The sequence below is a fragment of the Bacillus cereus group sp. RP43 genome, from assembly GCF_040459645.1.
Classification (GTDB): Bacteria; Bacillota; Bacilli; order Bacillales; family Bacillaceae_G; genus Bacillus_A; species Bacillus_A mycoides_C.
On the sequence record NZ_JARVHQ010000004.1, the window covers coordinates 1 to 26,580 of the forward strand.

A 26,580-nucleotide genomic window follows, 5' to 3' on the forward strand; every position below is an offset into this window, starting at 1 on the left:
TAGACTGAGCTATCAAAACGAAAAAGATTATCGTGTTGGTTTTAGAAATAATATCATTGGTATCATTGACTGGTGTTATTCTAAAAACATTCAACCATTCCTTATTACAACTCAAGCAACAGTTGAACCAGGAGTACAAACTAATTATGTAGGGACTTATCCATTAAGAACAAGCGAGCATATTAACTCTATAGCAAATGAAGTGAAACGAGAACTCGCGAAGGAATATAAACTCGAGATAATCGATTTAAACAAATTCACTGAAATGTTTTTAATCTATTCATCAGTCCCTACAAAAACAATTATCTCAGATAGATTACATTTTGGTAATGTTGGTCACAGATACGAAGCGGATGTCTTATTCTCACAACTGTCACCAAGAGTAATCTATGCTGATAGTTATACAAAAATTGATTATTCCAGTCAGAGGGTTAAGGACAGCGTCCCTGAAGATTGGTTAACTTTCCCTACATCACCATCTGATAACTTCAAGGTATATGTTAATTATACAAAATCTGATTCTGCTGATATGAAGATTATGACTGTGTGGGTATTTAATAACACGAAGAAAAAGTTAACATTAAAGGCTTACCGTAATGATTCGTCATCCACATACGTAAAAGTAAATGGAGTAACTACAGTTTTATCTACTCCGGAAGTGGTAATAGGCGATTTAGATTTAGGTTTATATAAATTAGAAGTATTTACTGGTGAATCAACTAATGTAGACTTTAAAGGGTTTATATTAAGTTAGTAAGATATCAAAAGAGAACTCAATAAAATACGGCTTTTACAACAAAACAAAGCGTGCTTATAGCATGCTTTTTTATTTTTAGAAAAGGAGTGAAAAAATGGCTGAATTAAAACATGATGATATGAAAGAACTACTTGTTGGGCTAACAAGGGTAGAAACCAAACTCGATACTTTAGGAAATGTAAAAGAAGTTGCCATTGAAGCCCAGCAATCAGCAAAAAGCGCACATATGCGTGTAGATCGATTAGATAAATTGGTGTTTTGGATTGGTACTACAGTAGTAGGGGCTATTATCACAGGCGGGATAATGGCTCTTTTTAAATTCGCAGGAAAGTAGGGAAAAGAATGAATAAAGAAAATATCAAAAAACGATTCCGCAACTGGCGTACCTGGGTTGCGGTTTTTTCTTTGCTTGGATTTTTGTTTACGAAATTCGGAGTTCCAGAGGCTAAAAGCTTCTTAGATGAATTGGCACCTTATTTATTATCCGTGGGTATCGCTCTAGGAATTTGGTCAGATCATGACGATAATCAAAAAGGGGATGTTGAGTAATGGAGATTAGAAAAAACTTAGTTGATCCAAGCAAATACGGTACAAAGTGTCCTTATACAATGAATCCAGAATTCATCACAGTTCACAATACTTATAATGATGCTACAGCAGAAAATGAAGTGGCTTATATGATACGAAATAATAATGAAGTTTCGTTCCATGTTGCGATAGATGATAAAGAAGCTGTACAAGGTCTTCCTTTAGAACGCAATGCATGGGCTTGTGGTGATGGTAACGGAAATGGTAATCGCAAATCCATTAGTGTAGAAATATGTTATTCCCTAAGTGGTGGGGATAGATATTATAAAGCTGAAAACAATGCAGCTATCGTTGTAGCTCAATTAATGAAACAATATAACATTCCAATCAGCAAGGTTCGCACGCACCAATCCTGGAATGGAAAATACTGTCCTCATCGTATGTTAGCCGAAGGACGCTGGAATAATTTTATTGAAAGAGTACAAAGTGCATATAATGGTGGTGTAAGTAACGTGAGTGTCGATAACGGAGTTCGCGTTAAAACAGGAGGTTTCAGCGACCAAGAAGCAGCTAAGGAAATCCTCGAATATGCATTAGCTCGCAAATGGTGGGTTGAGCCATTCGTTAATAATGGCGAGTTTTACTACATTACTGGAGGATTATATGAGCCACAGCTTTCTGAATTCGAAAAATGGATGAAAGATAACGGCTGGTGGTGTACTAGAGTATAGAATAAGAGCCGTCCTGTTGGGCGGCTTTTTTTAGTGTATATTAATTAATTCATCGAATTTGAATTCTGTATTCAATCCAAATGCGTCTGTACAATACACGATTTTCAGCATTGGTTCAATGTGCAATACATTTATGTACATCTCATGTACCATTCCATCACGATAGTATGAAATTAATATTTCTTCTTTATTTTGCAGTGATTGTATAAGTCCAATTTGCAGCTGTTCTTTCATATCTTCCGTTACAATTGGTTTAGGTACTTTATTCAAATCCTCAAGTATTCCGCGAATTCCTTCATACTGCTCTGGCATACTGGCGAAAGGCTGCCATTTAACCATACCTCTCCCGCGTAATTTCGGTGTTCCCCAGTTCTGATGTTCCATGATGATCCCCCGATTCGTGTAATTTATGTTTATTATACACGAACAAACGTTCTTTTATAAAGGGTTATTTTATGCAAAATTTAAAAGGTAACTACATAAAGTTAGATACATTTTAAATAGTTATTTTATGTACATGCAACAAAAGTATATCCCTGGCATATAGCTAATAGCGTACAGCGCGCTTATAGCTAACAAACAAGTCCACTGCAAAAGTAGGGCTATTTTTTATGCCTATTTTGGTAATATCGGTATTATCGTTTTACATTGTCCAGAAGTCATCAAAGTCGATATTTTTACCTGTTAGTTTTTTCAAGGATCTAATAATTTTTTGACCGTTCTTCATAGAAGGAGAAAAAGCATCTCCTTGGCATATTCTGCTGACTGTCCCTCTATTCACACCACTTTCTCTTACTAAATCTTGTTGTGAAATCCCGTTCTTATCCAAGAATTTTCCGAATTTAGATCGTCGTTTACCCAAACCGAACATTGGAGAGCGCTCCTTTTATTTTTTTGTAACCATCCTGTCCAAAAATCAAACTTTCTAAACTTCAAAAAAGATTGAATATTGTTCAAGCAGCATGAAATACCTTTTAATAAAGCGATATTACCGCTACTACCAAAAGGGAGTGTTGCAGATGGCTAAATTCAGCAAACCGGTGGCTTTTAATGAGAAGAACGAGAAAGACAGATTAATGTTAAAACACGTTAAACGCCGTAATTTTAGCGGATACGTGAAGAAATTAATTTGGGAAGCTATGAGTCTCGAAATAGTAGAAAAAGAGCATACAAAGCAATCTGAACAGCCAAAAGTGGAAGGATTTGAAATTAAAACAGAAAAAGTAATAACACCTGCTCCATCTTCAAAACCAAAACCGCAACCAACTGCATCCGAACGCATTCAACAACTTAAATCACAAACAAAGAAGCAGCAGACCTCACCGAGTCCACTGCCATTTATGCCCACTAGCCCACAAAGATATTAACAAGTGATCCAATGATTGCTCCTATTACTACACCGATAGCTACATGCATTCGTAACCCCTCCGTTTTTAAGGATTTATCCGTTAGTATGTCCAGTTAAAAAAATAACATGTGAGAGGTGTACATCATGGCGAAAACACAAGTGATTCCGTTTCGTGATTTTATGGATGGAAGCTACAAAAACAAGAAGAAAAGCGATATTACCGCTGTAAAAAAGGTTATTACCGGTACTACCGGTTCACTTATCATGATCCTACCTAAAGCAGCACTTGCGGCTGGTGTTAATAGCACCTTCGGAAATGTTCATGGAGCAATCATGAATGCGTTCGATGCAGGAGTAGTACTTGTAATCATATTCAGTGGTGCTAGTTGGGCTTTAGGTCATCGTACGAAGGCGTTAGAAATTCTAATAGGTGTGTCATGTGGATATATACTCGCTCGTCATGCTGTTGATATCAGAGATTTTCTACATGGAATATAAGGGGGATAACACCATGAAATTCATCTTAGAAGGCGGTCAAATGATTTTAGCTAATGCAGGTGGTTATATTGGCGAAAAAGCAAAAGAAGGCTCATTTATGGATGCTTTAAACAGTTTTAGCGATAGCATTGTTCATACGGAAGTTGAGTTCATTTTAAAGCCAATCGGTTATTTCATTAAAGAATGCGGCGCATCACTATGGGATTGGTTTATTGTGAGTCTTCCCGACATCATGGGGTACACGACAATTGCAGCAGGAGCATTCATCATTATTTCATCCATGTTAGGTAAAGGAAGTATGATGAAAACGATAAGTTGGTACACAGCACTGTTAATTCTTGCTCTTACTATCCTTGGAGGTGTGTGAAGTGGATGAGAAGAAAGAAGAAAATTTACCGGATCAGGAGCAGAAGTTTTACTATCCTGCGCTTTATCTTGGTGGTGTGCCGGCCGTAATACCTAAGAAGAAAAAGAAGTGGTGGAAGCGAACGGAAACAATATCATGGTCCGATTTCTTTCAAACAGAGCAAAACAAAATGGTCGTGTATCGTATTATTCCTCACAGTAATGTTACAAATAACACGCGCCGGTTATGGAAAGCTATTTATAAGATGTATGAAATGTATGAGTCACCAGGTACACGCTTAGAACGTGATGGACTGCGCTTTATGTATCGTGAAAAGGATTTGTTTTGGTTTGATGTAATATTTAAACAAGAGAACGGCCAGAAGAAAATTGAGTTTTATGTTTCTACATCAGAGTACCAAGCAATTAAGTTAAAACGAAAATTAGAAAATAAGATGAGTGTCACAATTAAAGAAGCTTCTCTTGAGCAAATACAAGTCCCGGAAGAAAATACGATTATCCAGGAGTTAAAGTATCTAAAACACGATATATTTAGCTTGAACACAAATGCAAACGAGCAAAAGACACCTATCGCAGCAGTCATGAACACAATAGACGAATTGCAATTTGATGGTGATTTTGCAAGATTGAGCGTATGCAATGAAGCAGAGAATCGTCAGAAGTGGATAAAGAATGCATCTTGGGCTTATGAAAAGCTTTCTAAAGGAAAAGTACCTCAAAGAGCCACAATAAACTCCAAGATGGTACTAGGGGCTTCAAAACAGGCGCTTGGCGGTTTCGTGAATGAAGTGAATTTCTTAATCACGGATTTGTTTAATGCGTTGGCCAATACATTTTTTAAAAGCAATAAGTCGTATGAGAAAGGTAAAGTGATTGATAAACCGTTTAGTTTGGAAGACGAAATAAACTCACGTCATGTTAGTACCGCTAGTCGTGAAAAGTTAAATAACCCTGTCTTCAAAAGTCACATACGTATTGCAGCACACTCACAAGACCGCCTAACCCGTGAAACGATTAGTGAAACCTTATCCCTCTCATTCAGTGAAATCGCTGATAATAACGAATTACATGGCGTTAAAATTAACATAAAGAGCAGGAAAAAAGAAGTTCTCCAAGAGTTAAATACATTACACCTATCCAAACGCACGAAAATGAATGGTAACGTGAATTTAATCTCAACTGATGAAATGGCTAAGTTAGCAATGCAAATGCCTACAGCTGAATTGCAAAGGCGGTATGAGGAAGCGTTAAGCGTAAAAAAGAGAACGGAAACAGATATTCCGAGTGTGTTATGTGATTCGAATGGGATTCATTTGGGTGAGAGTGAATTGAAAGATAAGAGAATACCAATCTATTTTCCTGTAAACAATCCGGATGAATTGTATAGAGGGTACACATTCATTGGAGGACAGGGAAATGGGAAAGATACTGCCATTAAAAACTGGGTGGTAGATGGCTGTCTAAATCATGGTATTAGCGCAATTATCCCGGAGGTCATTGTTGAAGAAGGAGAGCGCGGCATGGCAGACGGCATAAGGGATGCGCTTCCTCCGGATAAAATAATTGATATTGATTTGAGCGATGAAAACTATATTGTTCCGATGGATTTGACTGAAGTTATTACAAAGCTAGGACGTAAAGGTGCGAGTCGTTTTGCGGATGAAGTGACGGATTTCTTTGGTGATATGGAGAAAATGGCTCGTTCTAAACGATACCTAAAAGCAGCAGCAAAGGCAGCAGGGGGATCTTTATTTAATATCAAGAGAATTATAGAGGACGAAGGATTTCGTATAAGCGTAATTGAACAGCTGCTCCAGGAAGGAAATAAAAGATTAGCAGAAGAGTTGCTTTCATGGGGAACTAATGAAGAGTTAGGAAGCAAAGCAGATGCAGTATTGAATCGTTTAGATGATTTCTTTGGTAACGATACCTTATTTGACATCTTTTCGCAGAATCCAAAGCAAGAGGTGGATTTTGCAAAGTGGATGCAGGAGGGGAAAGTTGTTATTATTCGCATTCCGAACCGCAAATTAGGAGAATTAGCATCTAAAACGTTAGTGCATTGGATTACATTAAAAACATTTATGACACGAATGCTTATGAGCAAAGAAGAACAGAAGAATGGCTGCTTCATGGTATTTAACGAGCCGGAGCAGTACGCAACTGAAGGATTAACTAAACTAATGGGGCGTATCGGTACAGAGGGACGCAAGGAGCGCTTTGGAGCTTTATATGCATTCCATCATTGGAATAAGTTACCGACTTCCCTACAAGAGAATTTGCAAGGCGGTGGAGTGCAACAAATCCTTTTCTCGAATGATCATATTAAAACATTTGAGTTGTCCCAACATCGACTAGAGCCAACTATTTCAATCGATGATGCAGCGAGATTACCACGATTCCATGCAATTATTTCTGTTAGAGCCGGTGGTGATTTGCAACATGCATTTATTTGTAAAATGAAACCTCCAGTTGAACAAAAATATAGTAACTCTTCCCTAACTAAACGGCACACCCAATTGTACGGTCGAAGCTGGGAAGAGTTACAAGGATAACAGGCAATATATATGTTATGAACAGAAGGCGCATTATAGAATAACAAGCCCTAATTGGGGCTTTTTTATTTGCAGGAATTTATTAAACATCATGGAATACTGTCACTAGGAGGTGTTGTGACGCTATGACGGACGAAATTGTTTATTCTGCTAGTGAAGTATACAAACGACTAGAGATAAGTGATAGCACCCTTAGAAAGTACATGGAAGTATTGCAGCGCGAAAACTACGTTGTGAAGAAGGATAACCGTGGCAGACGCCAATACACGGAGCATGACGTTATGGTGATTGAAAAACTGATTGAACTCAGCAAGCATGACGGTATGACGCTAGAGAAGGCAGCGAAGATGATTGCGCAGCGCTTAGAAATCGCCAATCCAAATGCGGAGACAGAGGAATCCCAAGACACCGATCTAATCCCATTCCATATTCAACAGCAACTCCAACAACAGTACAGCGTTATGGCGCAAGAAATGAATCAAAGTATGTTAGCGATGGAGAAGCGATTAAGCGAGCGGGCTAAGCAAAACAACGAGGAAATCAAAGTGAGTATAGATCAACATAATGAACGAGTAGAAAAACGATTGGAAGCACGAGATGAGACGTTGATGAAGACACTCCGTGAGATGCAGGAAACGAAGAGATTAATGCAGGAATACCGTGAAGAGGTTGCCGCTGCAAAAGAGAAGAAAAAGCCGTGGTGGAAGTTTTGGTGAGGGGTTGTACCAAGAGGGAAAAGCGGGAGTATAAGTTTTTCCTGCTTAGGATAAAAAGATACATTTATCTTAAGATACAAAGATAAAAGGATAAAAAGATACAAAGATACATAAAGAAAAGCTATAAGGACGGGATTTCCTCATAGCTACTGTATATTAGACGTTATGTTTTTTAGTATACGTTGCTCACGTTCTGTCAAATTGTTTGCAATGTAAAACTCTAAAATTTCATCAATAAATTCGTAATTTTTCAAGCTCTTCATTGTACAAATTGTTTTGATTTTACTAAATGATTCAGGTGTTACTTTTATATTTTTTCTATCTTGAGACGTTAAAGCTTTCTTTTTTTGAGTGTTATTATTAGTGCTTGGAACATTTCTTTCTGTATTAGCAGATTGTGCTATCTTCGGTTCTTGCGGTGTTTCCCTTTTGATTAAAGCCACTTATATCAATCCCCTTTCCTAACTTCGTCAGTTTATTATCTACTAAATACTGTGGAGTATATCTATATCCAGATTCTATATCTCCCTCAGTTTCGAAAAGGTGGATTCTGTCTTCTAATTCACAGAAAATGTCACAGAATAAAGCTAGCATTCTCTTATCATGATGATCTTCAAATTGCAGTCCGATTCGTGGATACCATTCTAAACGAGCATGATTATTTATTATCGTATTAAATACGTTTTCTTCACCAAAAGTAGCAATTGTACTTTTAACGATTTCTTTGTGTAAAGCGCGTTTTTGTTGAAGTAATACTGGGAGCACTCCAGCAACTTGCATTTTCACAAGTGATCCAAAATCATCAACTAACGTTTGAATGTATTCAAAGATTAAGCGCTGACTTCCTTCATATGAAAATTGCTGTGTTTCTTGAACTACAATAATATAGTCACTTGCTACCATCGCATTATCCACTTTTAAATCTGTTGAAGGTGGAATATCGATGAATATGTAGTCGTAGTTGTATTTGATTTTTTCTAGCAATCTAGAAAGGTAAAAAGTTCTGTCCTCAATCGTATTGAAATTTTCGATTAAGAAGTCAGTATATTTCCTCATATCATATCCGCATGGAATCATATCTAGATTTGCATGTAGCTGCACAATACCTTCTGATAAGTCTCCATCCTCAAGACACTTCATTAATGTTTTTTGCATTTCGGTAATATTAAATGATTTTGCTAAGAATGTTGTACCGTTCCCTTGAAGGTCAGTATCAATAAATAAAACTTTCTTATTAAAGATTAAAGAAGCCACAAGAGATTCCATACACGAATCAGTTGTTTTTCCAACTCCACCTTTTTGTTGGGCGTTGATTATTACGTATCCTTTTTTCACAGGAATCGCTCCTTTTAAATTTGTAATATAATTGTAACAAAGGATAAATGTATCTTTTTATCTTTTTATTCTTGAACCGATAATAACATGAGCTTGTACAAAAAGTAAAAGGATAAATGTATCTTTTTTTGTGTTTAATAATTTAAGAGGATATTACTTGTACATTAAATAGTATAAAAACCTTATAAAATCAACGTTAATTAATGTATCTTTTTATCTTTGTATCTTTTTATCTTTGTATCTAAAGATACACAACTCCCGAAAATGTATCTTTGTATCTAAAGATAAATGTATCTTTTTATCTTTGTATCTTTTTATCCTGCGTTTAAGTTTAGTAGATGACATAAACCCGCTTATATAGGCATTTACAAAGAAAAAAACTTGTTGTAACGTAATAAACAACAAGCGTCATTCTACAAAACAAAACATATTTTGATAAATCAAATCTACATAAATAGATCGAGAAAAACAATTGAATATGAACAGAAAACAAAAAAGCCACTCCCATATGCTATTGGCGCCAACCATTAGCGGGAATGACTTTCCTCTAGCTAGTGTACCATCACTTGGCTAGATATAATCTGTACCCATACAGAATTTCGGTTTAAGTAGTGTACCACCACTATCTTAAACAATTATGCCTTTTCACGAGGCTTCTTTGATATACCCATTTTATCTATGATTTGGATAAATATCAACTAGTAAATACTAGTTTTGATTATTTTGTAGTCAAAAGATATATAACGGGCATCTCTAAACCTAGAAGTCTTGTAATGTACAGGTCATATAGGAATTGGAGATGCCTTTTTTGTTTTTTGTTCGCGTGGAATTGCCTGAAACCACGTTAATAAAAACTGATAAGCCGTAATTACGTGCTTCTATTATAGAGGGAACGTGTTGCGGCGTGGCTAGCTGTTGGTCGTGCAGGGGGTACAGAGTATACGCCTACAAAAACAGCACCCCTCATTGGAATCCTGTTCTTTTGGTGAGGGTGGGCGAGAACTTGCCCAGGGACGATTCTCTAAAAGGTTCGGGTGGTTATCGTTAGCATTACGGTGCTAGGGAGTACATTCAGTTTGTCGTGTAGGGACGATAATACAAGGACAAGCCATAGAAAAAGGATGTATGCGGTGAAGATCGCTGAGTGAGCAGGGTCTATACATACGGATACCTTATAAGTGACCGCATGGCGAAAACAAAGACACTTATCCATCTATTTTGACTGATTACTTCTTTGTGATCGTTCAAAGTAGGGGATAAATCTGCCTTCCAGCCGTGTTCCATAATTGTTCCCACATGATAAAAACCCTCAAAACCTTCAGTCAAGCTTAATTGCGAAGAAAAGATGAAAAAATCGAGATTGTTAAAGACCTGGGGGAACTACTGGCTAAGATAGAGGAATAAATAAGGGAATTACTATTTACTTGGTTAGAGGAAAAGGGAACAGGCAGTTAGAATATACTTTGTTGTGAAATTTGGTTTTGTCAATTAGATATAGTACGTGAAATTTTATGAAAAGGAGTGGATTATTAATGGATGCTTTCAAATCTGTTGTTCATCGATATGGTGTATATTTAGCTGTTTTATTTTTGGGTGGTCCTTTGCTATTATTATTATTATTTGTTTATGCTGCTGATATTTTTGTTTCTTATATGAGTTACGGATTGGATAAACTTCATATAGAAGGCTTTATGATAATTGTTTATTTAATGTTTCCTTTAATCTTTTTTGGGGGATCGTTAATTGTGGTTTGTAAAACTATAGAATATCTTTTAAGTAAAAATAAGAAAAAAGAAAAGACACCATTATGAGTGTCTTTTTATTATTAGAGTGCTATTACAAAAAGAACATTGCATCTCTTTTTGTTTAAACGCAAGGTGTTGCCTATTACAAGTTGGACAAATAATACCAATAGGTGTCCAACTTAATCGATAGCTTATAAACCCGATTATCGCGAATGCTATTGCAGTTAAAATTTGCAAGAATGCCACGGAAGTAATAAATGCGATTAACATAATAATAGATAGTGGTTTTGCTACTTTTCGTGTATTAATAGTAGCTTGACTGTCTCTTATTGTTATAGCATCTACCTCCACTGTTTGAGGAGTGTATATTGGTTTTTGATACTCTAACGCTTCTATATTAGTTGATTTATTGCTGATCTGTTTTTGATAAGAAATACCTGTTCCTGGAATAGAAGTTGTAACTCTTGTTCCAGATGGACCGAAACTAACACGAGCACCTTTTACACCAATACTAATTCCTATGCCCTTTTTACTTGCGTTTAACCTAATACCAGGAGCTATTTTTTTACTCTTATGAAATCTAAATCCCATATTAATAAGTCCTTTCTGTTTATAAGTGCACTATTTAAAATATCATAACAAAATGTTAGAGCTGATATTGTTGTATTTTGTAAATCGCATAAAGAAAAGACACCCTAAGGTGCCTTCCTCCGACTTGAACCACTTTAATTTTAATAATATGTATTGGACTCCCATCCAAATATTATTTTACCATGTTAAAAAGTTTCTTCAATGAGTTTACGGACGTTCAGGCGTTTATTGGGTTTACCGTCACGTTTAAAATTTATAGCAACGCTTCCCTTTTTATTGTCTGATAGGTTAAGCATTTTACCTTCACGAATACAATTTGCTGCGTCAATAAATGCAAGACGGTAGACACGCCCCCATGATGAAATTTCCAAAGGTAAACTTGGATGTTTACGCCAAAGTTCTGGTTCTTGAGTAGATATAAAATATTGCTTCTGTGATTCATCAATTTCACGTTCATTTTCTGGAATATTAAGAAATGGAATTAATAAGTTTATGACTTTATAAGCTTCATCTTTTGTAAGGTGTTGCATATGTTTTCTCCTTTAACGGTCATATTACTTCACTACCTTATCCATAACCTCTTTATACTTATTAAACTCTTCATCCTTCATATCGCCATTCATTTGTAAAAGGAAATTCCCTTTTGCATATGTATGCGAGAATAACATCGGTGCCGAGTTTCCTAACTCATCATAGTACTTCTTAGCTTTCTCTAAATCTTCTTTCTTACTAAATTCAAACACACGGCCGCCTTTATCCTCACCTAACTTTGGTGTCAGGATGCGCTTTCCATCTTTACGCATGTTACCGAATTCTTTTTGTGGTAGATCCGTAGCATTTTCAGCTTCTATGCCAGCCTTCTTGAATTCGTTAATTAATGATGTTGTAGTAACCGGTTCTGGCTTTTTAGCTTCTTGCTTAGGCTTAGATTCAGTTGCAGTTTTCTCGTTTGAACCACAAGCAGCCAATCCCATAAGCAATGCGCTGCACGTTAATGCTGTAAGTAGTTTTCTTTTCATGATGAATTCCTCCAGTATGTATTACTTATTTCAATTTATTTCGAATCGCTTTTAACACTCCATCAACATTGTAGTCAGGAATATTGCGGATTGTACGTTTCTTTGTTCCGAACATTTTCTTCATTTCAAGATAAATAATCCCTGTATTCATAAGAGAAATCCCAAATGGGCCCTGTATTATATCGAAATCAACCGTTTTAATATCTTTATACTTCACTACTTCAGCTTCAGCGCCACCAAATAAGCCGCCTTTCATCATTACCATGTATAAATTGTGTTCTCCAACAACAATGAAACCAGTTTTTGTTAGTTTAGGATCAGCGACCTCAAAGTAGTGGATAGCTTCTTTTGTTTTCATAACCTTCTTTAAAGCATCAAAAGCATATTGATAATATTTGCGTTCTGTTTTAGGTAGTTCTTTTGATATTTCAACCATTTCTTCTAGTGTAACCGGGTATTCAATGATGCCAAAGCGCTCATCGATTTTAGTATATTTTTGATTAGCCATTGTTTGTCCCCTTTTAAAATGTAAGATTTCCATCCAAGCATAACAAATTCAGTTACAACTATTTTGTCGCATTTTGTCGAATGAAAATAAAAAAAGAGAGCCTAAGCTCTCTTTGGGTAAATTGGTCAAATTATGTCAAATTTTACCACTAGATATTGGAAATGTTTTCTTCTACAATCAAATCAAATACAACATTCCAAATTCGGAATACAAAGCACTGCAATGCCACGTATTCTGTTTCTGATTCATTTAAGTAGTTTCAGATTACAATCTAATTTAAAACGCTTGTACGTCAAAATAAGGAGCGTGACGTCTACATGAAATACTTTTTAATCAAGTAAGTGTATTCTACTAAAAGATTCAATGCCTTCTTTTGTGGTTCCGTGTCTAAATCGGATATCTGATCTAAAATCACTTCAAATTGTGGTGGCATACGATATGTCCTGCCAACTAAATTATCGATTGATATATTGTACAGATCGCTAATTTTTATTAGCATAGAGATATCAGGTTCAGAACGTCCAGCTTCCCAGTTTGTATATGTAGACCGAACTACATTCAAATGGTAAGCAACGTCATTTTGAGTTAATTTGTTTTTCTTCCGAAAGTATACTAATCGTTCCCCAAGCAATGATTATCCACCGCCTTTTCAATCTTTGACAATTATAATCGAATAAGGGAAACAAATGGTATATATTCGGATGAAACGATTAATTATGTAACTTTTTAAGATAATAATGATTTATTTTAAATCACGATAAAAATAATAAGAACAAAAGTTCGTTTTTATGGTAATATATGTACATGAGTTCTAAATGCACAATTGCATATTTAATTCCGTAAAACCTGATAAACGTTGATATATAGCGTTTATCAAACTTTCTCAATAAAAATCAGATAACTCCATGACTGAATGTTGGGAAATTTGTGGTATTATGAAAATAACTAAAAACGGACGTAAAAAAGACTCACAGCGCGTACTAAGGTGCAGCGAACACCATAGTACCGCTTTCCCTAATCCGTCTAGGGAAAACACTTACTGCAAGTCTTACATAAATTATAACACATCTTTTGAATGTAGTGACGCGTTTTCCTTAAATGTAACAAATTGGGTATAACGTGTCTTTTGTTCCGGCAAGGAGGAGCAAAACAGTGCAGAAACTATTAATTAAAATGAAAGATGATTTATTTGCAGCTGGTATTACTAATAAGGAACTAGCAGGACGTCTTGGAATTAACGAAAAAAAGGTTTCTTACTATCTCAATGGTAATACACAATTTAGCTTTCAATGTTTTTCAGACACATTGATTCATCTGTACAAACATAATCCGGAATTAAGAAGAACTTGTTTATTTGAGTATTGCGAGAAAATAAAAGGTAATAAAAATTTAAAAATAGGTATGGAATTTGCCCATGCTAGAGGTGAATTCGACTTACTGGAAACATTAATTAAAAAAGCTGAGTTATCAAAGAATGAAGTTACAAAAGAATGGGCTGAAGTTTATCGTATTTTATACAGCAGAAGTAAAGAGGGTCTTGTTGGAAAGTCGTTATTGACAGAGGTTGAAAAAAAGAGAAAAACCATAAAAAGCACTGAAATGAATTTGCTTCTAGATATTATTTATTGTTATGGGGTATACGATTTAAGTGATTATCGTTTTCTATACAGATATGCTTGTGATGTTAAGGAAAAGATTGAAAACGAAATATCTCAAAAGGAAAAATTTTTAACACAAAGTTTCACTATTAAAATTAATGAGAGTATACATGCTACCAGCCTTACTCTTTGTAAAATAAAAGAAGCAAGGGAATACGCTCATTACTTAATGGATTACCTTGGGGAGCCTGGTAAATATCCTATTCCACAAGCGAGCGCGTTATATGTTCTCGGAGAATCTTATATTTTTGAAGATTATAATAAGGCTAAAGTTCATCTGGAACAAGCGTTATACGCTCTTGGGGATACCTTTAATGACAAGATGAAAAATAAAAAGAAATGCATTATGAACACACTTAATTTCCTCAAAGTATATCACAGTAAAGATTTAGACGATTTGTATCTTACTGATCCTGCAGAAATAGCTTTTCTAGAAATCAAAAAAGGTAATAAGGAGAAGGCTATTGAAATATTAAATGGATTAGAAAAACAGAATGGTAAGCTATCTGCTTTTCAACTATGCTACATGGGAATCGCTAAAGAGGATAGAAAATTGATAGAAAAGTCGCTAAAGAAATTCGAAGAAATCGGCAACATATTTTATGCGCAATTGCCTAAATTATACTTGGGTATCCTTTGAAAAAATGGTATAATTGTCTTATAGGTAGGTGAGAGCATATTGAAAAAAATACTATCAATTTTATCGGTATTAGCAGTTCTTGGAGTGTTTGTATTAAACTCTTCTAATGTTGTTAAAGAACAACCAAAGCAATCGGGTGTTACTGAAACAACTCAATACAAAATGATGGTTGATCCAGGCGGCGGCGGAGCTGGCTGATTTTAATAATATATATTTAAATGGCATTACCTCAATAAGGGGTAATGCCATTTGTGCTTTTTGGGGGAATCCTATTTTTGAAGAAAATATACAAAAAGGTAATCATTGTGAAAAATTCACAAACTACTATAAAGATATCGGAGGATGTTGGGGATGACAAAAGAGCAATTAGTGAGAATGGCAGCAAAGTTAGGGTTAAAACAGGGGAATATAAAGGCGGAGGATATTTTAAAAATCGTTCTTGATGAATCGTACAAAGAGAAACCAAATACATAAAAAAGAAGACTGCCGCATATGGTAGTCTTCTTTTTTTAGTCATTCTTTTTATTTTGCATATAAGTCACATACATCTCTAATTGCTCCCAAGCTTTCTTTCTCTCATCCTCTGGAAGACTTTCGATTAATGCCATTATATTTTTACCTTCTTCAGTAACGGTCTTATTTTCTTCCTCATTAAGCTCTGGATCTTCTGATCTTCCTAATAAGTAATCAGTAGTTACATTGAAATGGTCAGCTATCTTTTCTAATGATTCTCGCCCAGGTGACTTTTTACCCTTTTCAAAATAAGAAATAGCCATTTTAGATACTCCAATAGCATTACCCAGTTGCTCTTGTGTTATCTTACTATTTTTCCTGAGTTCTTTAATTTTTTCCCCGATCAATATTAACGTCCCCTTTTACTAAAGTGTTTATGATACATAAAGTATAAAGTAAACATAGTGTTTACCACAAGTTAAAATTTATTTGAGTTTTTTTAAAAAAAGTACTTGTAATAAACTTCAGGTTTACTTATAATGAAATCACAGGCAACGAAGGGAGGAAATAACTTGAAGCAGTTAAAACAAAAACGACTAGAAAAAGGGATGTCTTGCCAAGACGTTGCCGATAAAGTCGGAATCACTAAAATGCACTACTGGTACATTGAAAATGAAAAAAGAACCTTGAAAATAGACTTAGCAGAAAAAATTGCAATTGCTCTTGAGGAAAATCCGAAAGACCTTTTTTTTAACAATTAAAGTAAACCTTAGATTTACAAGATGAAAGGAGTAAACCAAATGAATGAAATGAAAATTATTCAACATCCAGTAAGTAAATTGGTGTTTATGAAGGAAAAAGAGGTTATAACTGACAGTTTGACACTGGCAGTTGTCTTAGGTAAACGCCATTCAGATGTTTTAAGAGATATCAGAAAACATGTAGAAAAACTTAATGAAGCTGGTGAAGTTGAATTTAACCAACGCAACATTGCGCCGGTTGGATACTACGACGCTAAGAAAGAATGGAGATCGAAATACGATTTAACAGAAGACGGATTTGTAATGGTAATGATGGCTTACACAACAATCGAAGCAATGAAAATGAAAGTAAAGTTCATCGAAGAATTCAAACGCATGAAAGAATACATTCAAAAACAGCAGCAACCTACAGTTGAAGATTCAATCATCTACAGTATGACTGAATTGAAACGAGTTAAGGAACGCCAACAACAAGTTGAAGAAGACATGAACAAAATGAAGTTCCTTGTCGATAATGAAGTTTGGCTCACTGAACAAAACAAAGAAGCTGTACAACGAAAAGTAAAACGTCGTGTATTTGAACTTAAAGAAGAAGGATACGACAACGCATCATACCAAGCAGTATACGGAGCGCTGAAGAAACACTTCGGAGTCGCTAAATACGATAAGATTCCACGTAAATATTATCAGAACGCTATGAAGTTTGTGTCTGGATGGTATCCGCCAGAAAGACCGATGGAAGGAGCGATGTAAACGATGGAAGAAAGCACATTATCACATCTAATGGTACTAGTTTCAGTCATCGGATTTGCAGGATTCATATATCTGATGGAACGCATAAACAAACGGATTATGAAGGATGAACAGTGATGGATAAACAGCAGCGCGATGAATACGAGCAAAAGAAAATCTTGTGGATCATAAAGGATTTAAGAGCTAGAGAGGTACATAACAGCGCAGATAAGGTTGAGGAAACATACAAGTATATAACTCTAGCTAAATAGAGAGGGGAAATAAGAGTTGAATGAAAAAGATAGATTCGAAAATGCAGTTAGATTTGAAGAAGCGATGTATGGAGCTGTAGGAACTTCAGAGTGTCATCAAATAGGAATTTCAGGAGGATGCGGTTTAGAGTGTTCGGTTTATTTAGATGGTCGTTGTGAAGAACATGAAGAGATGTTATCCCGTATAGAAATGGAAGAAGATAAACGAGAATACAAGGAATTGTATGGAAATGATAAATCGAAATAGGACAAGCCTTCGCTTGTCGGAATATTCAGGAATCTAATGGTATCCCCCACCTAAAACGGGTTCCTGGATATTCCGATGCGTGAAAGCATCAAAACAAAATAAAAAACCGCCTTACGCCTAAGACGGTTTTGAGAAACTCAGAAAAACATGTACCTATATTATATCAAAGAGTTTCTCCACATAACAAGGAGGAAAAATAATGAAAATCAACTTTAAAAAACTAAGTATCGTGAATTTCAAGAATCACGAAAATCTTAAAGTAACATTCGGTGAAGTAACAACAATTAGTGGCCCGAATGGAGCAGGTAAATCATCTATAGGTGAAGCAATTACATGGGTTTTATACGGTATTGATCCATACGGAACGAAAAACGAACCGAAACCTATTGGTAATGAAGAAGCAGAAACGAAAGTTGAACTTCTTATCCAAGTAGATGATAAAGACATTTTAATTGGTAAAGCTCAAAAGAAAACAGCGAAGTACTTCATTAATGAAGTTCCTAAGAAAGCAAAGGAATTCGAATCATTTGTAGATGAGTTGTTTGATAAGCAAGCGTTTCTATCATTATTCAATCCTGGATACTTTAGTTCACAACACTGGCAGACGCAGCGTGAACAACTTCTATCATATGTAGGCGAGCCATTAAAGAAAGAAGTATTCGCAGAGTTATCAAAAATACAAGTTGAGTTATTAGAAGAAAACTTAAAGAAACTTTCAATAGAAGACTTACAGAAAGTTCATATAGAGCGTAAGAAAACACATGAGAAATCATACGAGCGTGCAAGCGAACGCGTTATTACATTAAAAGAACAGTACGAGAAGCAAAAAGCAGAAAGTACAGAGGTTAATAAAGAAGAAATCGAATCGCAACTATCCGAATTACAAACAAAACGTTCAGAAATTGATAAAACAATCAAAGATTCACAGAAAAAACAGCAACAATATAACCAAGTACAATACCAAATTGAAGGCGTGAAGCAACAAGTTTTAAAACAAAAAGAAGTTGTTCTTGGTATACGTGATGAGGAATTACAAGATACTTGCCATACATGCGGACAAGCCTTGCAAGATGAAGCAGTTGAACAGGTTAAACAAAACAAAATTAACCGCTTTGAAGAAGCGAAACAGCTTGGTTCAAACATGGTTAAGAAGCTAAAAGAACTAGAAGCATCTATAAAAGAAATGTCTGTTGCAGAAGTAGAACCAACTCAAACAAGAGACATCGATGAAAAGATTTACGAGTTAAACGGATTACTTCGACAATCACAACAATTAGAGCTATTACAGAAAGAAATTGATGATGCAGCCGACTCACAAGCGAAGATCCGCAAAGAAAAGAACGAATCAATCGCAATCATCGATGCAATTAAAGACTTCCGTACAAAGCGTTCTGAACTGATGGTAAGCAAGATTCAAAGTTTATTTACCAACATTGATGTACAGCTCTATGAAACTCTTAAAAACGGTGAAGAAAGAGCGACATTTGAAATCTTAATGGATGGTAAACCATACAGCAGACTTTCAACAGCAGAGAAGATTAAAGCAGGATTAGAACTTATTGAAGTATTAAGCAAACAATCACAATTAGTTGTTCCGACGTTCGTTGATAACGCTGAGAGCATCCTATATTTCACAAAGCCAGCAGGACAGTTAATTATTGCAAAGGTTGAAGATACAGAGTTCACGATTAAAGCAGAAGGAATCCAAAAGGAGGAAGTAACTAATGCATAAATACGTTGTAACACTTTGGACAGATATTATCACCGATAATGAGCAACTTTCTTACACGAAAGAAATTGAAGTGGCGGACAAACGAAATCTAAGATCTAGTATCAGAACAATGTTACAACAAGATTTTATTGAAATCGAAAGCAAAACACACGAATTAATCTTGCTTGCATCTAAAAACATTACAGAAGTTACGGTGAAGAACAAGGAGGTAGTAAACAATGGCTAATCAAGTAGCAGCAACACCAAATACAGAAAAGGTAATCGGTAACTTTACGAAAATGGAGCTAGACACAATCAAAAGTACTATTGCAACTGGAACAAGCAACGAGCAATTCGCTTTATTCGTACAAACTTGCGTTAACTCAGAGCTTAATCCTTTCCTAAATCACATTTATTGCATCGTATACGGTGGGAAAATGAGCATTCAAGTATCAGTAGAAGGCGTGTTACACCTTGCAAGACAAAAGAACGGATATAAAGGTATCGATGTTCAAACGGTTCATGAAAATGATGAGTTCGAAGCTGATCGTTCTCAAGAAGGTGAATGGATTATCAGGAAGCACCAAGTTAAATTCCCTCGTGGAAAAGTAATTGGTTGCTATGCAGTGGCCCAACGTGAAGGGTTCAAAGATGTTGTGGTCATGATGGAAACAGACGAAGTAATTCACATGAAGAACGGCACAAATAAGCATATGTGGAACAACTGGTTCAACGATATGTTCAAGAAACACGCAATGAAACGTGCGGCTAAATTGCAGTACGGCATTGAAATTAACGAAGATGAAGCAGTTTCATCTAGTCCGATAGATAGCGTTCCGTCCTATGATCCTGAAAAACGTGTAGATATCACACCGGATAAACCAAAACAGATTCAGGTTGAAGATGGTGAAACGGTTGATCCAGAAGCTGAGTTAAAGAAAAAGCAAAGCGAAGTAATGGCGAAACTAAGCGAGTACAACATGACAAATGATGATTTGCATGAAATTGCAGTTAAACATTTCAAAGTACCAGCAGCAGAGTTAAATCTCCAACAACTTACAGGACTTGTTAAGTTCTTAGGTTTAGAACATAAGAAGCGTCTAAAAGAGCAGGAAAAAGTGCAAGAAGAACCAGCACAAGAAGAAATCGACTTTGAAAACATGGAAATGGATATAGCATGATCAATAAACAAAGTAAGGTACTCCTGCCGCAATGGGTGTGGCAGGAGGCAAATTCAACAGACGAAGTTAAGAAAAACGTACTGAAATATATAAATCCAAAACGCTACCCAGGTTATAGGGTCCTGAAAGTATCGCAAGGATTTGCTATATGTGAACGGGAGTGAAAGAAATGAGTAATAACATATTTCAACTAGAGACTTTTGCAAGAAGCGGCTATATGGTGCGACTCGCTTATGTAGATATCACTGGAGATTTAATTGCAGGCATCTTATTAGGACAAATCGTTTATTGGTACATGCCTAACGAACAAGGTAAAAGCAAGTTGCGGGTTAAAAAGGACGGAGAATTTTGGTTAGCTAAAAGCCGTGAAGATTGGAAAGACGAGATTCGAATTACACCTAAACAGTACGATCGAGCTATCAAAATACTCATCGAAAAAGGATTTGTGGAAGTGAAGAAGTTCAAATTTAACGGAGCTCCTACAAATCACATTAAGTTAATCATTTCCGAAGTTACCGAAAGGGTGAAATGGATTTTAACCTTTGGGGAAATTCCAAATTCCCCTTTGGGTGAAATGGAACTTACCGAAAGGGTAAATTCTTTAACAGAGATTACTACAGAGACTACAACAGAGATTACTACATTAAAAGATAATATGCCTTCTGACCAAAAAGAGCGGTCAAAAGACTGCATACCTTACGAGGATATTATTTCTTATCTTAATGAAAAAGCTGGTAAATCCTTTAAACACAAAACAGCCAAAACAAGAACCTTAATCAAGGCTAGGTTTAAGGACGGCTTTACTATAGAAGATTTTAAACAAGTTATTGATATCAAAACAGCACAATGGCTTACTGATTCGAATATGAACCAGTACTTACGACCAGAAACGCTATTCGGTACTAAATTCGAAGGTTACTTAAATGAAAAAGGAGCGAAAAACCATGACAGCAACAGCAATGCAAAGGGTAGCCAAATCCCTGGATTTAAAGGTAAACTTCCATTCTGATAAATGCATGAACCATTCTTACGAAATAGGTGGCCAAAAATTTGTTAAGCCTGTTCAGATGATCGAATTTAAAGGACAAGTTGTCTGCCCACGATGTGTTGTTGAAGAAAACGACAAAGTATTAAAAGAACAGGCGAACAATCATTACAAGAAAATCAAAAGAACTAAGAAGTTCAACATGCTTACAAAGCGCAGCGTCATTAGTAACGAGGAAATACTCGAAGCTACGCTATCTAATTATAGAACCGAATGTAATGAGACTAGAACGAACAAAAAGCTCGTAGAGGGCATTATAGAGAGCCTAAAAGCAGAAGAGGTTAAAAACGTATTTATTGTAGGCGTACAGGGTGCAGGTAAGAGTCATTTAGCTTATTCAATCCTAAGAGAATTAAGAAGCCATTTCTATGAAATTTCAGATGGCGAGAAGGATAATGACGAACTAACCTATTCGAAAATGAAAAGCTGCTTGTATGTAGAGATTGAGCAACTTATGAGACTTATCAAGGATTCCTTTAATAACAAAGATTCTAAGTATACGGAAGAATATTGTGTGGAGCTATTAACAAGCGTTGACTTCCTGGTACTGGATGATTTAGGAGCAGAAAGCGGATCTATGAACAGAATGGACGAAGCAAGCAATTTCATTCAACGTGTCTTATATGCAGTAACGAACGGAAGACAAGGGAAGGTCACTATTACAACAACTAATCTATCAAGTGGAGACATATTTAAAAAATATGATAAGAAGCTTGGAAGTCGGATTTTAAATAAAGCTGAAGCGATTGTATTTAAGGAAACGTCAGATAAACGTATTGAACATTTAGGATTCTAAGGGGGAATTAAGATGTGTGCATGTGGAGGAACGGGAGTAATTAGAAACGATATTGGAATGGGTATGTATCAAATCGGGCCATGTATTTGCGCGGCAGGGAATCGCAGTAGCGAAGAATTGGATAGAAGACGTGATGAAATTATTGAGAGATTGAAAGAAATGTATCGCCTACAACAGTTAGAGAAAGCTGGAGAAGTAGCATGAAGCAATTAACACTGGAAGATGTTGTTGGGAGTTTTGATTATTCAGCAAAGAGCACGTCAGAGAAGTTTTTACAGCGTGCTACAAGCGTCATAACGTACTCAGTAGAGTTTTATGACAAAGATGATAAATGGAAGCTTAGGTGGTTTGAAGCGAAGTCAGAGAGCGAAGCAGAAGGAATGGCTAAGGATAAATATGGACGGATTCAAATTATAGATACTTATATATCTGATAGGACGTTAGCGGAAATTATGGCATTGGATTAAGAAAGGGGAATGAAAATGGCAACTGCTTATGATGAGGTAATCATGTATGAACATTATGAAATCGCTGAAAAGAACGGAATTAGTAAAGAAAATGTATATCAACGTGTGAAATGCTACGGATGGTCAATAGAACGTGCTGTAACAACGCCAATAGGTTCTCGATGGTTAGGTAAGTATAAGGGATTCCACAAAATCGCATTGAAGAATGGAATTAGTTTGAATTCGTTTTATTCAAGAGTACGTCTTGGTTGGAAGTTAGAGGATGCAGCAACTAAACCAATTGGAACTAAACGTAAGTAGGAGGGCGTGGATATGTACTTCATTATTTTGGACGAACATTATAAAACAGCCGAATCAAACGGTATTAATAGAAGAAGGTTGCAGGAACGAGTATACCGCTATGATTGGGAGATCGAAAGAGCAATAACACAACCACTTGGCACAAAGAGTATGGACTTTGATAGAAAACATGGACAATGGATGCACATAGCAGAACAAAATGGCATCCAACGATACACATTCTATAGCCGATTAAAACGAGGTTGGTCGTATCATTTAGCAGCGACGAAGCCGCCAGGGAAGCAAGGGAATCGCTACGATGAAAATGGTGAATTAAAAGAGATTAGCTAAGGAGGGGGGAAGGGAATGGCTTTAGATCGTTGGTTAACTGATGAGGAACGAGCGAGAGCAAAAGCTAACGGAATAAGCACAAGAACACTATACTATCGTGTTTATAGATCGGATAAATGGGAGTTAGAAGAAGCGTTAACCGCTCCACCTGGAACAGTTAGGCATAACTATGAAGGTAAATATGAGGAGTGGATTAAAAGAGCTAAAAAAAATGGAATAAATGCTAATACCTTTTACAGCAGAATAAGAATTCTTGGTTGGAATTGCGAAGATGCAGCTACAAAACCAGTTAATGAAACGAAAATCGAGAAAAGATATTGGATAGATATTGCGAAACAGAATGGGATTTGTCATTCGACATTTAAGTCGAGAGTAAATATCCATGGTTGGGATGTAGAAAAGGCAGCAACAACGCCAATCAACAGAGGGAAACGTTGCTCAGTAAAGGTTAAGGAGGGGTAAAAATGGCGGATCACTTTCCAGCACCAACAAAGGAAGACTATGAAATTGCAGCGAAAAACGGCATTAGAAAAAGCACAGTGTATCAACGGATTCATTACGGGATGACATTAGAAGAAGCGATAACTAAACCATTGAAAAATAGAAGCTTTTCAAGAAAATATCAGAAATACATTGAACTAGCGAAGCAAAATGGGATTAATTATCCTACATTTCATGCGAGATTAACAAAAAAATCATCACGTAAATGGACGCCGGAAGAAGCAGCAACTGTTCCGCCGTTAAAAAGCGGGAGACCAAGAATAGTAAAAATGAATTATCAATTTCCTACTGATGAAGAGGTTAAACAAGCTGAGGCGATTGGGATAAGGAAATCATTACTTAACCAAAGGTTACGCCAAGGGTGGACGGTGGAACGCGCGATTAGCTATCCGGTAGGGACAAGCTATGAAGGGCTTGAGAAACATACAAAGTTACTAAAATTAGCTAAGAGAACAGGGATAAGTGAATCAACTTTCTACAGACGTATAAAAGAAGGTATGACACCGTATCAGGCAGCGAGTACACCAAAAGAAGAGAAATATGTTGAGTACGTAACATTGGCAGAGCGAAACGGTATTGCACGTAAAACGTTCTATAAAAGGGTAGAAAGAAATATGGAACCGTTAGAAGCGGCCACAAAGCCAGTAGTGAGTCGTAGGAAAGTACAGCAAATCAGCTAGGAGGACGCGCCATGACAACAAAGGGACGGGCACAATTAAGAGGTTTCTGGACTCATAAACAGACAGGTGAGCATATCGCTATAACGCGTGTAACAATGTCTGGTGAGGTATACGGAAACAGGGTGGATTCGCTAGGGCATGAAGTGGGACCGCAAGAAATTATGTTGATTCGTGATCTGAAGGAAGAATATGTGAAGGGCATGAGATAGGTAAATGGACAGGAAACAAATCTACATCGACGTCTTGATACATAAGGGTATTTACAAAGAGGAAAAAACAGGACGTCAGCTTTATGAAATGAGTGAGCAGGAGTTATTCGAATTGATAAAAGGAGATGGGGAGAATGAGACACACACGAATTAAACAATTAGAAAAAGTTAACAAATGCAAGTACAGCAAAAATATAGGTAATTTAAAAATTTCCGATGTTCGTGAAAGTCTTTATGGATGGCGATTAGATAAAACTTTCAAATGGTATCGGGAGTCGGACTATGGAGAAAACTGGATAGAACTCGGAGGAGATGGGTACAGATACGGAGTTCTTCTCCAAGCTAAAGCTTGTTATAAGACATTGAAAGGATTAACTAAATAGGAGGCGTTTTAGCCATGAGGAAAGCGATTGAAGAGTATATAGAACAATTACAGTTATCAGCGGTAGAAAACCGAAAGGAAGCTGACAAGGCTTATGATGACGAGGACTTAGGTCTTGCTGGCTTCTACAGAGGGAAATGGATTTCAAATGAAGGAACAGCAATTGCATTAATGACTATCTTATCTAAATACAAGGAGGAAGAACAATGAAATATACAGAGCATGGAACTTATGAGGTAACTCAACTATTAGCAGCAACAAAGGAGACTGAAGAGAATGGCAACTAAGATCATTATGTATACAGGCAATACATGTTCAAAATGCATGAGAGCAAAGGCGATGCTTAATAATACGCCGCCAGGAGTTGAATTTGAGTTAATTGAAAGAAATGTGGATGAAAATGAAAGTGATATGGAATTTCTTACGAAAAAATTGAAATCTAATTCATTACCTACTTTTCTTATAAACCCGGAAGAGGGTTCGACGGATTATAAACCGTTGATTGGTTTTGATGAGAACATCGGAAAGATCATGGAAGCATTAGGGCTTTAGGAGGGATTGCATGAAAAAAGAAACCAAAATACAGCTGGAATCGGAATTAGAAAAAGTTCAAAGTGATATCAGCAACATGAAACTACATTTAAATATGTTAGGGCTTGAGAAAAAGAAAACAGAAGGTAATTTAGATGATCTACTTATACGTAAGAAACAAATTGAAAGTTCATTAAAAGGAGCGTAACGGAATGAATTTACGAGTGAAGATTAAGAGATTGAAAGATGTGGAGTTGCCAAGATATGCGAAGCCAGGAGATTCGGGTTTTGATCTAGTAGCAGCAGAGGACATGATTATTAAACCAGGGCAAACGAAAGTGATTCTTACAGGATTGGCATTTGAAATACTACCAGGATTTGAACTTCAAGTGAGACCTAGAAGCGGAATTTCACGTAAAACACATTTAAAAGCGATTCTAGGAACTGTTGATAGTGGGTTTAGAGGGGAAGTTGGAGTGATAGTTCAAAACACATCCCATTTAGGTAATTCGATAACACAAGGCATTAATGAAGAGTACGGAATTTATGCAAGCGTGACATATGAAGTTAAAAAAGGAGATCGCATTGCTCAAGGTGTCATAGCGCCAGTGGAAACAGCTCATTTTGTTGAGGTAGACGAGTTATCGGATAGTGAAAGAGGCGTCGGAGGGTTCGGATCTACAGGGACAAAGTAATACCAAATTTGAATTTTATTAAGAAATGGAGAGCTGAAAAATGAACGCAATGGATTTTTTGAGAATATCACCACTTATTAACGACTGTCCGAATTGTGGTAATCAATTTGTTGGTAACGGTCAAGGTACATTAGAAGTTGATGACGATATTATCAAACGTACTTGTAAGTGTGGGTTTAATTTCGAATACGATGTTAACAACGGAACTAGTAAGTCGAAAATTAAGAAGGCTGTTGAGGAAGCTTTAAATAAATTGCAATAAAAGCGTTATTTGAATAGAAAAGGAGAATGA

General features: G+C 36.2%; 46 protein-coding genes. 36 read left to right on the forward strand and 10 right to left on the reverse strand.

Annotated elements, in window-relative coordinates; genetic code table 11:
- The 4 genes from QCI75_RS30085 to QCI75_RS30100 all read left to right on the forward strand — a co-directional run.
- Positions 1–754 (forward strand): SGNH/GDSL hydrolase family protein (locus QCI75_RS30085; protein WP_353762186.1); only part of this gene is annotated, 754 nt, incomplete at its 5' end.
- A 97-nt stretch (positions 755–851) separates the two neighbouring features.
- Positions 852–1,091 carry a hemolysin XhlA family protein gene (locus QCI75_RS30090; protein WP_064056995.1) on the forward strand — a complete coding sequence of 80 codons (240 nt, stop codon included), beginning with the start codon at positions 852–854 and terminating at the stop codon, positions 1,089–1,091.
- An 8-nt stretch (positions 1,092–1,099) separates the two neighbouring features.
- Positions 1,100–1,306 (forward strand): hypothetical protein, encoded by a 207-nt coding sequence (locus QCI75_RS30095; RefSeq protein ID WP_353762187.1) that lies wholly within the window; start codon positions 1,100–1,102, stop codon positions 1,304–1,306.
- Complete coding sequence (locus tag QCI75_RS30100) at positions 1,306–2,016, forward strand: peptidoglycan recognition protein family protein (RefSeq protein ID WP_353762188.1); 711 nt, start codon at positions 1,306–1,308, stop codon at positions 2,014–2,016. The genes QCI75_RS30095 and QCI75_RS30100 overlap by 1 nt, the downstream gene beginning before the upstream one ends.
- 30 nt (positions 2,017–2,046) lie before the next feature.
- Here the strand turns inward: QCI75_RS30100 and QCI75_RS30105 are convergent, their stop codons facing one another.
- Both QCI75_RS30105 and QCI75_RS30110 read right to left on the reverse strand, forming a co-directional pair.
- Positions 2,047–2,400, reverse strand: a complete 354-nt coding sequence (locus QCI75_RS30105; RefSeq protein WP_353762189.1) for a YolD-like family protein — start codon at positions 2,398–2,400, stop codon at positions 2,047–2,049.
- A 259-nt stretch (positions 2,401–2,659) separates the two neighbouring features.
- On the reverse strand, positions 2,660–2,887 hold the full coding sequence (locus QCI75_RS30110; RefSeq protein WP_353762191.1) for a helix-turn-helix transcriptional regulator: 228 nt from the start codon (positions 2,885–2,887) through the stop codon (positions 2,660–2,662).
- A gap of 148 nt (positions 2,888–3,035) precedes the next feature.
- Between QCI75_RS30110 and QCI75_RS30115 the strand changes: the two genes are divergently transcribed.
- The 5 genes from QCI75_RS30115 to QCI75_RS30135 all read left to right on the forward strand — a co-directional run bounded on the left by QCI75_RS30115 (position 3,036) and on the right by QCI75_RS30135 (position 7,499).
- Entirely contained in the window at positions 3,036–3,383 is a 348-nt protein-coding gene (locus QCI75_RS30115; protein ID WP_483299495.1) for a hypothetical protein, read from the forward strand.
- Between the two features lie 125 nt (positions 3,384–3,508).
- Positions 3,509–3,862: a glycosyltransferase gene (locus QCI75_RS30120; protein WP_353762279.1), complete on the forward strand. Its 354-nt coding sequence runs from the start codon at positions 3,509–3,511 to the stop codon at positions 3,860–3,862.
- 13 nt (positions 3,863–3,875) lie between these two features.
- On the forward strand, positions 3,876–4,229 hold the full coding sequence (locus QCI75_RS30125) for a hypothetical protein (protein ID WP_353762193.1): 354 nt from the start codon (positions 3,876–3,878) through the stop codon (positions 4,227–4,229).
- Between the two features lies 1 nt (position 4,230).
- Entirely contained in the window at positions 4,231–6,783 is a 2,553-nt protein-coding gene (locus QCI75_RS30130) for an ATP-binding protein (RefSeq protein WP_353762194.1), read from the forward strand.
- Positions 6,784–6,908: 125 nt separating this feature from the next.
- A complete protein-coding gene (locus QCI75_RS30135; RefSeq protein ID WP_353762195.1) occupies positions 6,909–7,499 on the forward strand; it encodes a DUF3967 domain-containing protein in 591 nt (196 codons plus the stop codon).
- 146 nt (positions 7,500–7,645) lie between these two features.
- On the opposite strand, the gene QCI75_RS30140 is transcribed toward QCI75_RS30135, so the two are convergent.
- Positions 7,646–7,942: a hypothetical protein gene (locus QCI75_RS30140; protein ID WP_353762196.1), complete on the reverse strand. Its 297-nt coding sequence runs from the start codon at positions 7,940–7,942 to the stop codon at positions 7,646–7,648.
- Complete coding sequence (prgP, locus tag QCI75_RS30145) at positions 7,887–8,834, reverse strand: ParA superfamily DNA segregation protein PrgP (protein WP_353762197.1); 948 nt, start codon at positions 8,832–8,834, stop codon at positions 7,887–7,889. The genes QCI75_RS30140 and prgP overlap by 56 nt, the downstream gene beginning before the upstream one ends.
- A gap of 1,532 nt (positions 8,835–10,366) precedes the next feature.
- On the opposite strand from prgP, the gene QCI75_RS30150 reads away from it, so the two are divergent.
- Entirely contained in the window at positions 10,367–10,645 is a 279-nt protein-coding gene (locus QCI75_RS30150; RefSeq protein ID WP_353762198.1) for a hypothetical protein, read from the forward strand.
- Here the strand turns inward: QCI75_RS30150 and QCI75_RS30155 are convergent.
- From QCI75_RS30155 to QCI75_RS30175, 5 genes are all read right to left on the reverse strand, one after another.
- Positions 10,640–11,170 carry a DUF4236 domain-containing protein gene (locus QCI75_RS30155; RefSeq protein WP_353762199.1) on the reverse strand — a complete coding sequence of 177 codons (531 nt, stop codon included), beginning with the start codon at positions 11,168–11,170 and terminating at the stop codon, positions 10,640–10,642. The genes QCI75_RS30150 and QCI75_RS30155 overlap by 6 nt on opposite strands.
- A gap of 185 nt (positions 11,171–11,355) precedes the next feature.
- Positions 11,356–11,700: a hypothetical protein gene (locus QCI75_RS30160; RefSeq protein ID WP_353762201.1), complete on the reverse strand. Its 345-nt coding sequence runs from the start codon at positions 11,698–11,700 to the stop codon at positions 11,356–11,358.
- 24 nt (positions 11,701–11,724) lie between these two features.
- A complete protein-coding gene (locus QCI75_RS30165; RefSeq protein ID WP_353762203.1) occupies positions 11,725–12,189 on the reverse strand; it encodes a stress protein in 465 nt (154 codons plus the stop codon).
- Positions 12,190–12,214: 25 nt separating this feature from the next.
- Positions 12,215–12,697 (reverse strand): PH domain-containing protein, encoded by a 483-nt coding sequence (locus QCI75_RS30170; RefSeq protein ID WP_353762205.1) that lies wholly within the window; start codon positions 12,695–12,697, stop codon positions 12,215–12,217.
- A 313-nt stretch (positions 12,698–13,010) separates the two neighbouring features.
- Positions 13,011–13,328, reverse strand: coding sequence for a helix-turn-helix domain-containing protein (locus QCI75_RS30175; protein WP_353762206.1), 318 nt, complete (start codon positions 13,326–13,328; stop codon positions 13,011–13,013).
- A 521-nt stretch (positions 13,329–13,849) separates the two neighbouring features.
- Here QCI75_RS30175 and QCI75_RS30180 point away from each other — a divergent pair.
- The 3 genes from QCI75_RS30180 to QCI75_RS30190 all read left to right on the forward strand — a co-directional run bounded on the left by QCI75_RS30180 (position 13,850) and on the right by QCI75_RS30190 (position 15,469).
- The gene (locus QCI75_RS30180; RefSeq protein ID WP_353762207.1) at positions 13,850–14,995 is read left to right on the forward strand and encodes an AimR family lysis-lysogeny pheromone receptor; all 1,146 of its coding nucleotides are present in this window, start codon (positions 13,850–13,852) and stop codon (positions 14,993–14,995) included.
- 39 nt (positions 14,996–15,034) lie between these two features.
- Positions 15,035–15,193 carry a hypothetical protein gene (locus tag QCI75_RS30185; RefSeq protein ID WP_353762208.1) on the forward strand — a complete coding sequence of 53 codons (159 nt, stop codon included), beginning with the start codon at positions 15,035–15,037 and terminating at the stop codon, positions 15,191–15,193.
- A gap of 153 nt (positions 15,194–15,346) precedes the next feature.
- Positions 15,347–15,469: a hypothetical protein gene (locus QCI75_RS30190; RefSeq protein ID WP_353762209.1), complete on the forward strand. Its 123-nt coding sequence runs from the start codon at positions 15,347–15,349 to the stop codon at positions 15,467–15,469.
- A 35-nt stretch (positions 15,470–15,504) separates the two neighbouring features.
- On the opposite strand, the gene QCI75_RS30195 is transcribed toward QCI75_RS30190, so the two are convergent.
- A complete protein-coding gene (locus QCI75_RS30195; RefSeq protein WP_353762210.1) occupies positions 15,505–15,855 on the reverse strand; it encodes a helix-turn-helix domain-containing protein in 351 nt (116 codons plus the stop codon).
- 132 nt (positions 15,856–15,987) lie between these two features.
- On the opposite strand from QCI75_RS30195, the gene QCI75_RS30200 reads away from it, so the two are divergent.
- The 23 genes from QCI75_RS30200 (at position 15,988) to QCI75_RS30310 (ending at position 26,550) form a co-directional block, all read left to right on the forward strand.
- Positions 15,988–16,209: a helix-turn-helix transcriptional regulator gene (locus QCI75_RS30200; protein ID WP_002170419.1), complete on the forward strand. Its 222-nt coding sequence runs from the start codon at positions 15,988–15,990 to the stop codon at positions 16,207–16,209.
- A gap of 39 nt (positions 16,210–16,248) precedes the next feature.
- Positions 16,249–16,962, forward strand: a complete 714-nt coding sequence (locus QCI75_RS30205) for a Rha family transcriptional regulator (protein ID WP_353762211.1) — start codon at positions 16,249–16,251, stop codon at positions 16,960–16,962.
- 116 nt (positions 16,963–17,078) lie between these two features.
- The gene (locus tag QCI75_RS30210) at positions 17,079–17,213 is read left to right on the forward strand and encodes a hypothetical protein (protein ID WP_265325030.1); all 135 of its coding nucleotides are present in this window, start codon (positions 17,079–17,081) and stop codon (positions 17,211–17,213) included.
- Positions 17,214–17,229: 16 nt separating this feature from the next.
- Complete coding sequence (locus tag QCI75_RS30215) at positions 17,230–17,460, forward strand: hypothetical protein (protein WP_353762212.1); 231 nt, start codon at positions 17,230–17,232, stop codon at positions 17,458–17,460.
- Positions 17,461–17,659: 199 nt separating this feature from the next.
- Positions 17,660–19,192, forward strand: a complete 1,533-nt coding sequence (locus QCI75_RS30220; RefSeq protein WP_353762213.1) for an AAA family ATPase — start codon at positions 17,660–17,662, stop codon at positions 19,190–19,192.
- Complete coding sequence (locus QCI75_RS30225; protein WP_353762214.1) at positions 19,185–19,418, forward strand: hypothetical protein; 234 nt, start codon at positions 19,185–19,187, stop codon at positions 19,416–19,418. The genes QCI75_RS30220 and QCI75_RS30225 overlap by 8 nt, the downstream gene beginning before the upstream one ends.
- Entirely contained in the window at positions 19,411–20,352 is a 942-nt protein-coding gene (locus QCI75_RS30230; RefSeq protein WP_353762215.1) for a RecT family recombinase, read from the forward strand. Before QCI75_RS30225 ends, QCI75_RS30230 begins: the two co-directional genes overlap by 8 nt.
- A gap of 169 nt (positions 20,353–20,521) precedes the next feature.
- Positions 20,522–21,361, forward strand: a complete 840-nt coding sequence (locus tag QCI75_RS30235) for a conserved phage C-terminal domain-containing protein (RefSeq protein WP_353762217.1) — start codon at positions 20,522–20,524, stop codon at positions 21,359–21,361.
- Positions 21,312–22,193, forward strand: a complete 882-nt coding sequence (locus QCI75_RS30240) for an AAA family ATPase (RefSeq protein ID WP_353762281.1) — start codon at positions 21,312–21,314, stop codon at positions 22,191–22,193. The genes QCI75_RS30235 and QCI75_RS30240 overlap by 50 nt, the downstream gene beginning before the upstream one ends.
- 12 nt (positions 22,194–22,205) lie before the next feature.
- Positions 22,206–22,397 carry a hypothetical protein gene (locus tag QCI75_RS30245; protein WP_353762218.1) on the forward strand — a complete coding sequence of 64 codons (192 nt, stop codon included), beginning with the start codon at positions 22,206–22,208 and terminating at the stop codon, positions 22,395–22,397.
- Positions 22,394–22,660 carry a hypothetical protein gene (locus QCI75_RS30250; RefSeq protein ID WP_353762219.1) on the forward strand — a complete coding sequence of 89 codons (267 nt, stop codon included), beginning with the start codon at positions 22,394–22,396 and terminating at the stop codon, positions 22,658–22,660. The genes QCI75_RS30245 and QCI75_RS30250 overlap by 4 nt, the downstream gene beginning before the upstream one ends.
- Before the next feature lie 15 nt (positions 22,661–22,675).
- On the forward strand, positions 22,676–22,960 hold the full coding sequence (locus tag QCI75_RS30255) for a hypothetical protein (protein WP_353762220.1): 285 nt from the start codon (positions 22,676–22,678) through the stop codon (positions 22,958–22,960).
- 12 nt (positions 22,961–22,972) lie between these two features.
- On the forward strand, positions 22,973–23,290 hold the full coding sequence (locus tag QCI75_RS30260; protein WP_353762222.1) for a hypothetical protein: 318 nt from the start codon (positions 22,973–22,975) through the stop codon (positions 23,288–23,290).
- A gap of 15 nt (positions 23,291–23,305) precedes the next feature.
- Positions 23,306–23,752, forward strand: a complete 447-nt coding sequence (locus QCI75_RS30265) for a nucleoside permease (RefSeq protein WP_353762224.1) — start codon at positions 23,306–23,308, stop codon at positions 23,750–23,752.
- Between the two features lie 2 nt (positions 23,753–23,754).
- Complete coding sequence (locus QCI75_RS30270; RefSeq protein WP_353762225.1) at positions 23,755–24,471, forward strand: hypothetical protein; 717 nt, start codon at positions 23,755–23,757, stop codon at positions 24,469–24,471.
- An 11-nt stretch (positions 24,472–24,482) separates the two neighbouring features.
- Positions 24,483–24,680, forward strand: a complete 198-nt coding sequence (locus QCI75_RS30275; protein WP_353762226.1) for a hypothetical protein — start codon at positions 24,483–24,485, stop codon at positions 24,678–24,680.
- 4 nt (positions 24,681–24,684) lie between these two features.
- Positions 24,685–24,834, forward strand: a complete 150-nt coding sequence (locus QCI75_RS30280; RefSeq protein WP_353762227.1) for a Fur-regulated basic protein FbpA — start codon at positions 24,685–24,687, stop codon at positions 24,832–24,834.
- Positions 24,815–25,063 carry a hypothetical protein gene (locus QCI75_RS30285; protein WP_353762229.1) on the forward strand — a complete coding sequence of 83 codons (249 nt, stop codon included), beginning with the start codon at positions 24,815–24,817 and terminating at the stop codon, positions 25,061–25,063. Before QCI75_RS30280 ends, QCI75_RS30285 begins: the two co-directional genes overlap by 20 nt.
- A 14-nt stretch (positions 25,064–25,077) precedes the next feature.
- Positions 25,078–25,272 carry a hypothetical protein gene (locus QCI75_RS30290; RefSeq protein WP_353762230.1) on the forward strand — a complete coding sequence of 65 codons (195 nt, stop codon included), beginning with the start codon at positions 25,078–25,080 and terminating at the stop codon, positions 25,270–25,272.
- A 66-nt stretch (positions 25,273–25,338) separates the two neighbouring features.
- On the forward strand, positions 25,339–25,614 hold the full coding sequence (locus QCI75_RS30295) for a glutaredoxin family protein (protein ID WP_353762231.1): 276 nt from the start codon (positions 25,339–25,341) through the stop codon (positions 25,612–25,614).
- Between the two features lie 10 nt (positions 25,615–25,624).
- Positions 25,625–25,801: a hypothetical protein gene (locus QCI75_RS30300; protein WP_353762232.1), complete on the forward strand. Its 177-nt coding sequence runs from the start codon at positions 25,625–25,627 to the stop codon at positions 25,799–25,801.
- A gap of 4 nt (positions 25,802–25,805) precedes the next feature.
- Positions 25,806–26,288 carry a dUTP diphosphatase gene (locus QCI75_RS30305; RefSeq protein ID WP_353762233.1) on the forward strand — a complete coding sequence of 161 codons (483 nt, stop codon included), beginning with the start codon at positions 25,806–25,808 and terminating at the stop codon, positions 26,286–26,288.
- A gap of 40 nt (positions 26,289–26,328) precedes the next feature.
- The gene (locus QCI75_RS30310; protein ID WP_353762234.1) at positions 26,329–26,550 is read left to right on the forward strand and encodes a DUF3797 domain-containing protein; all 222 of its coding nucleotides are present in this window, start codon (positions 26,329–26,331) and stop codon (positions 26,548–26,550) included.
- Positions 26,551–26,580: the final 30 nt, after the last annotated feature.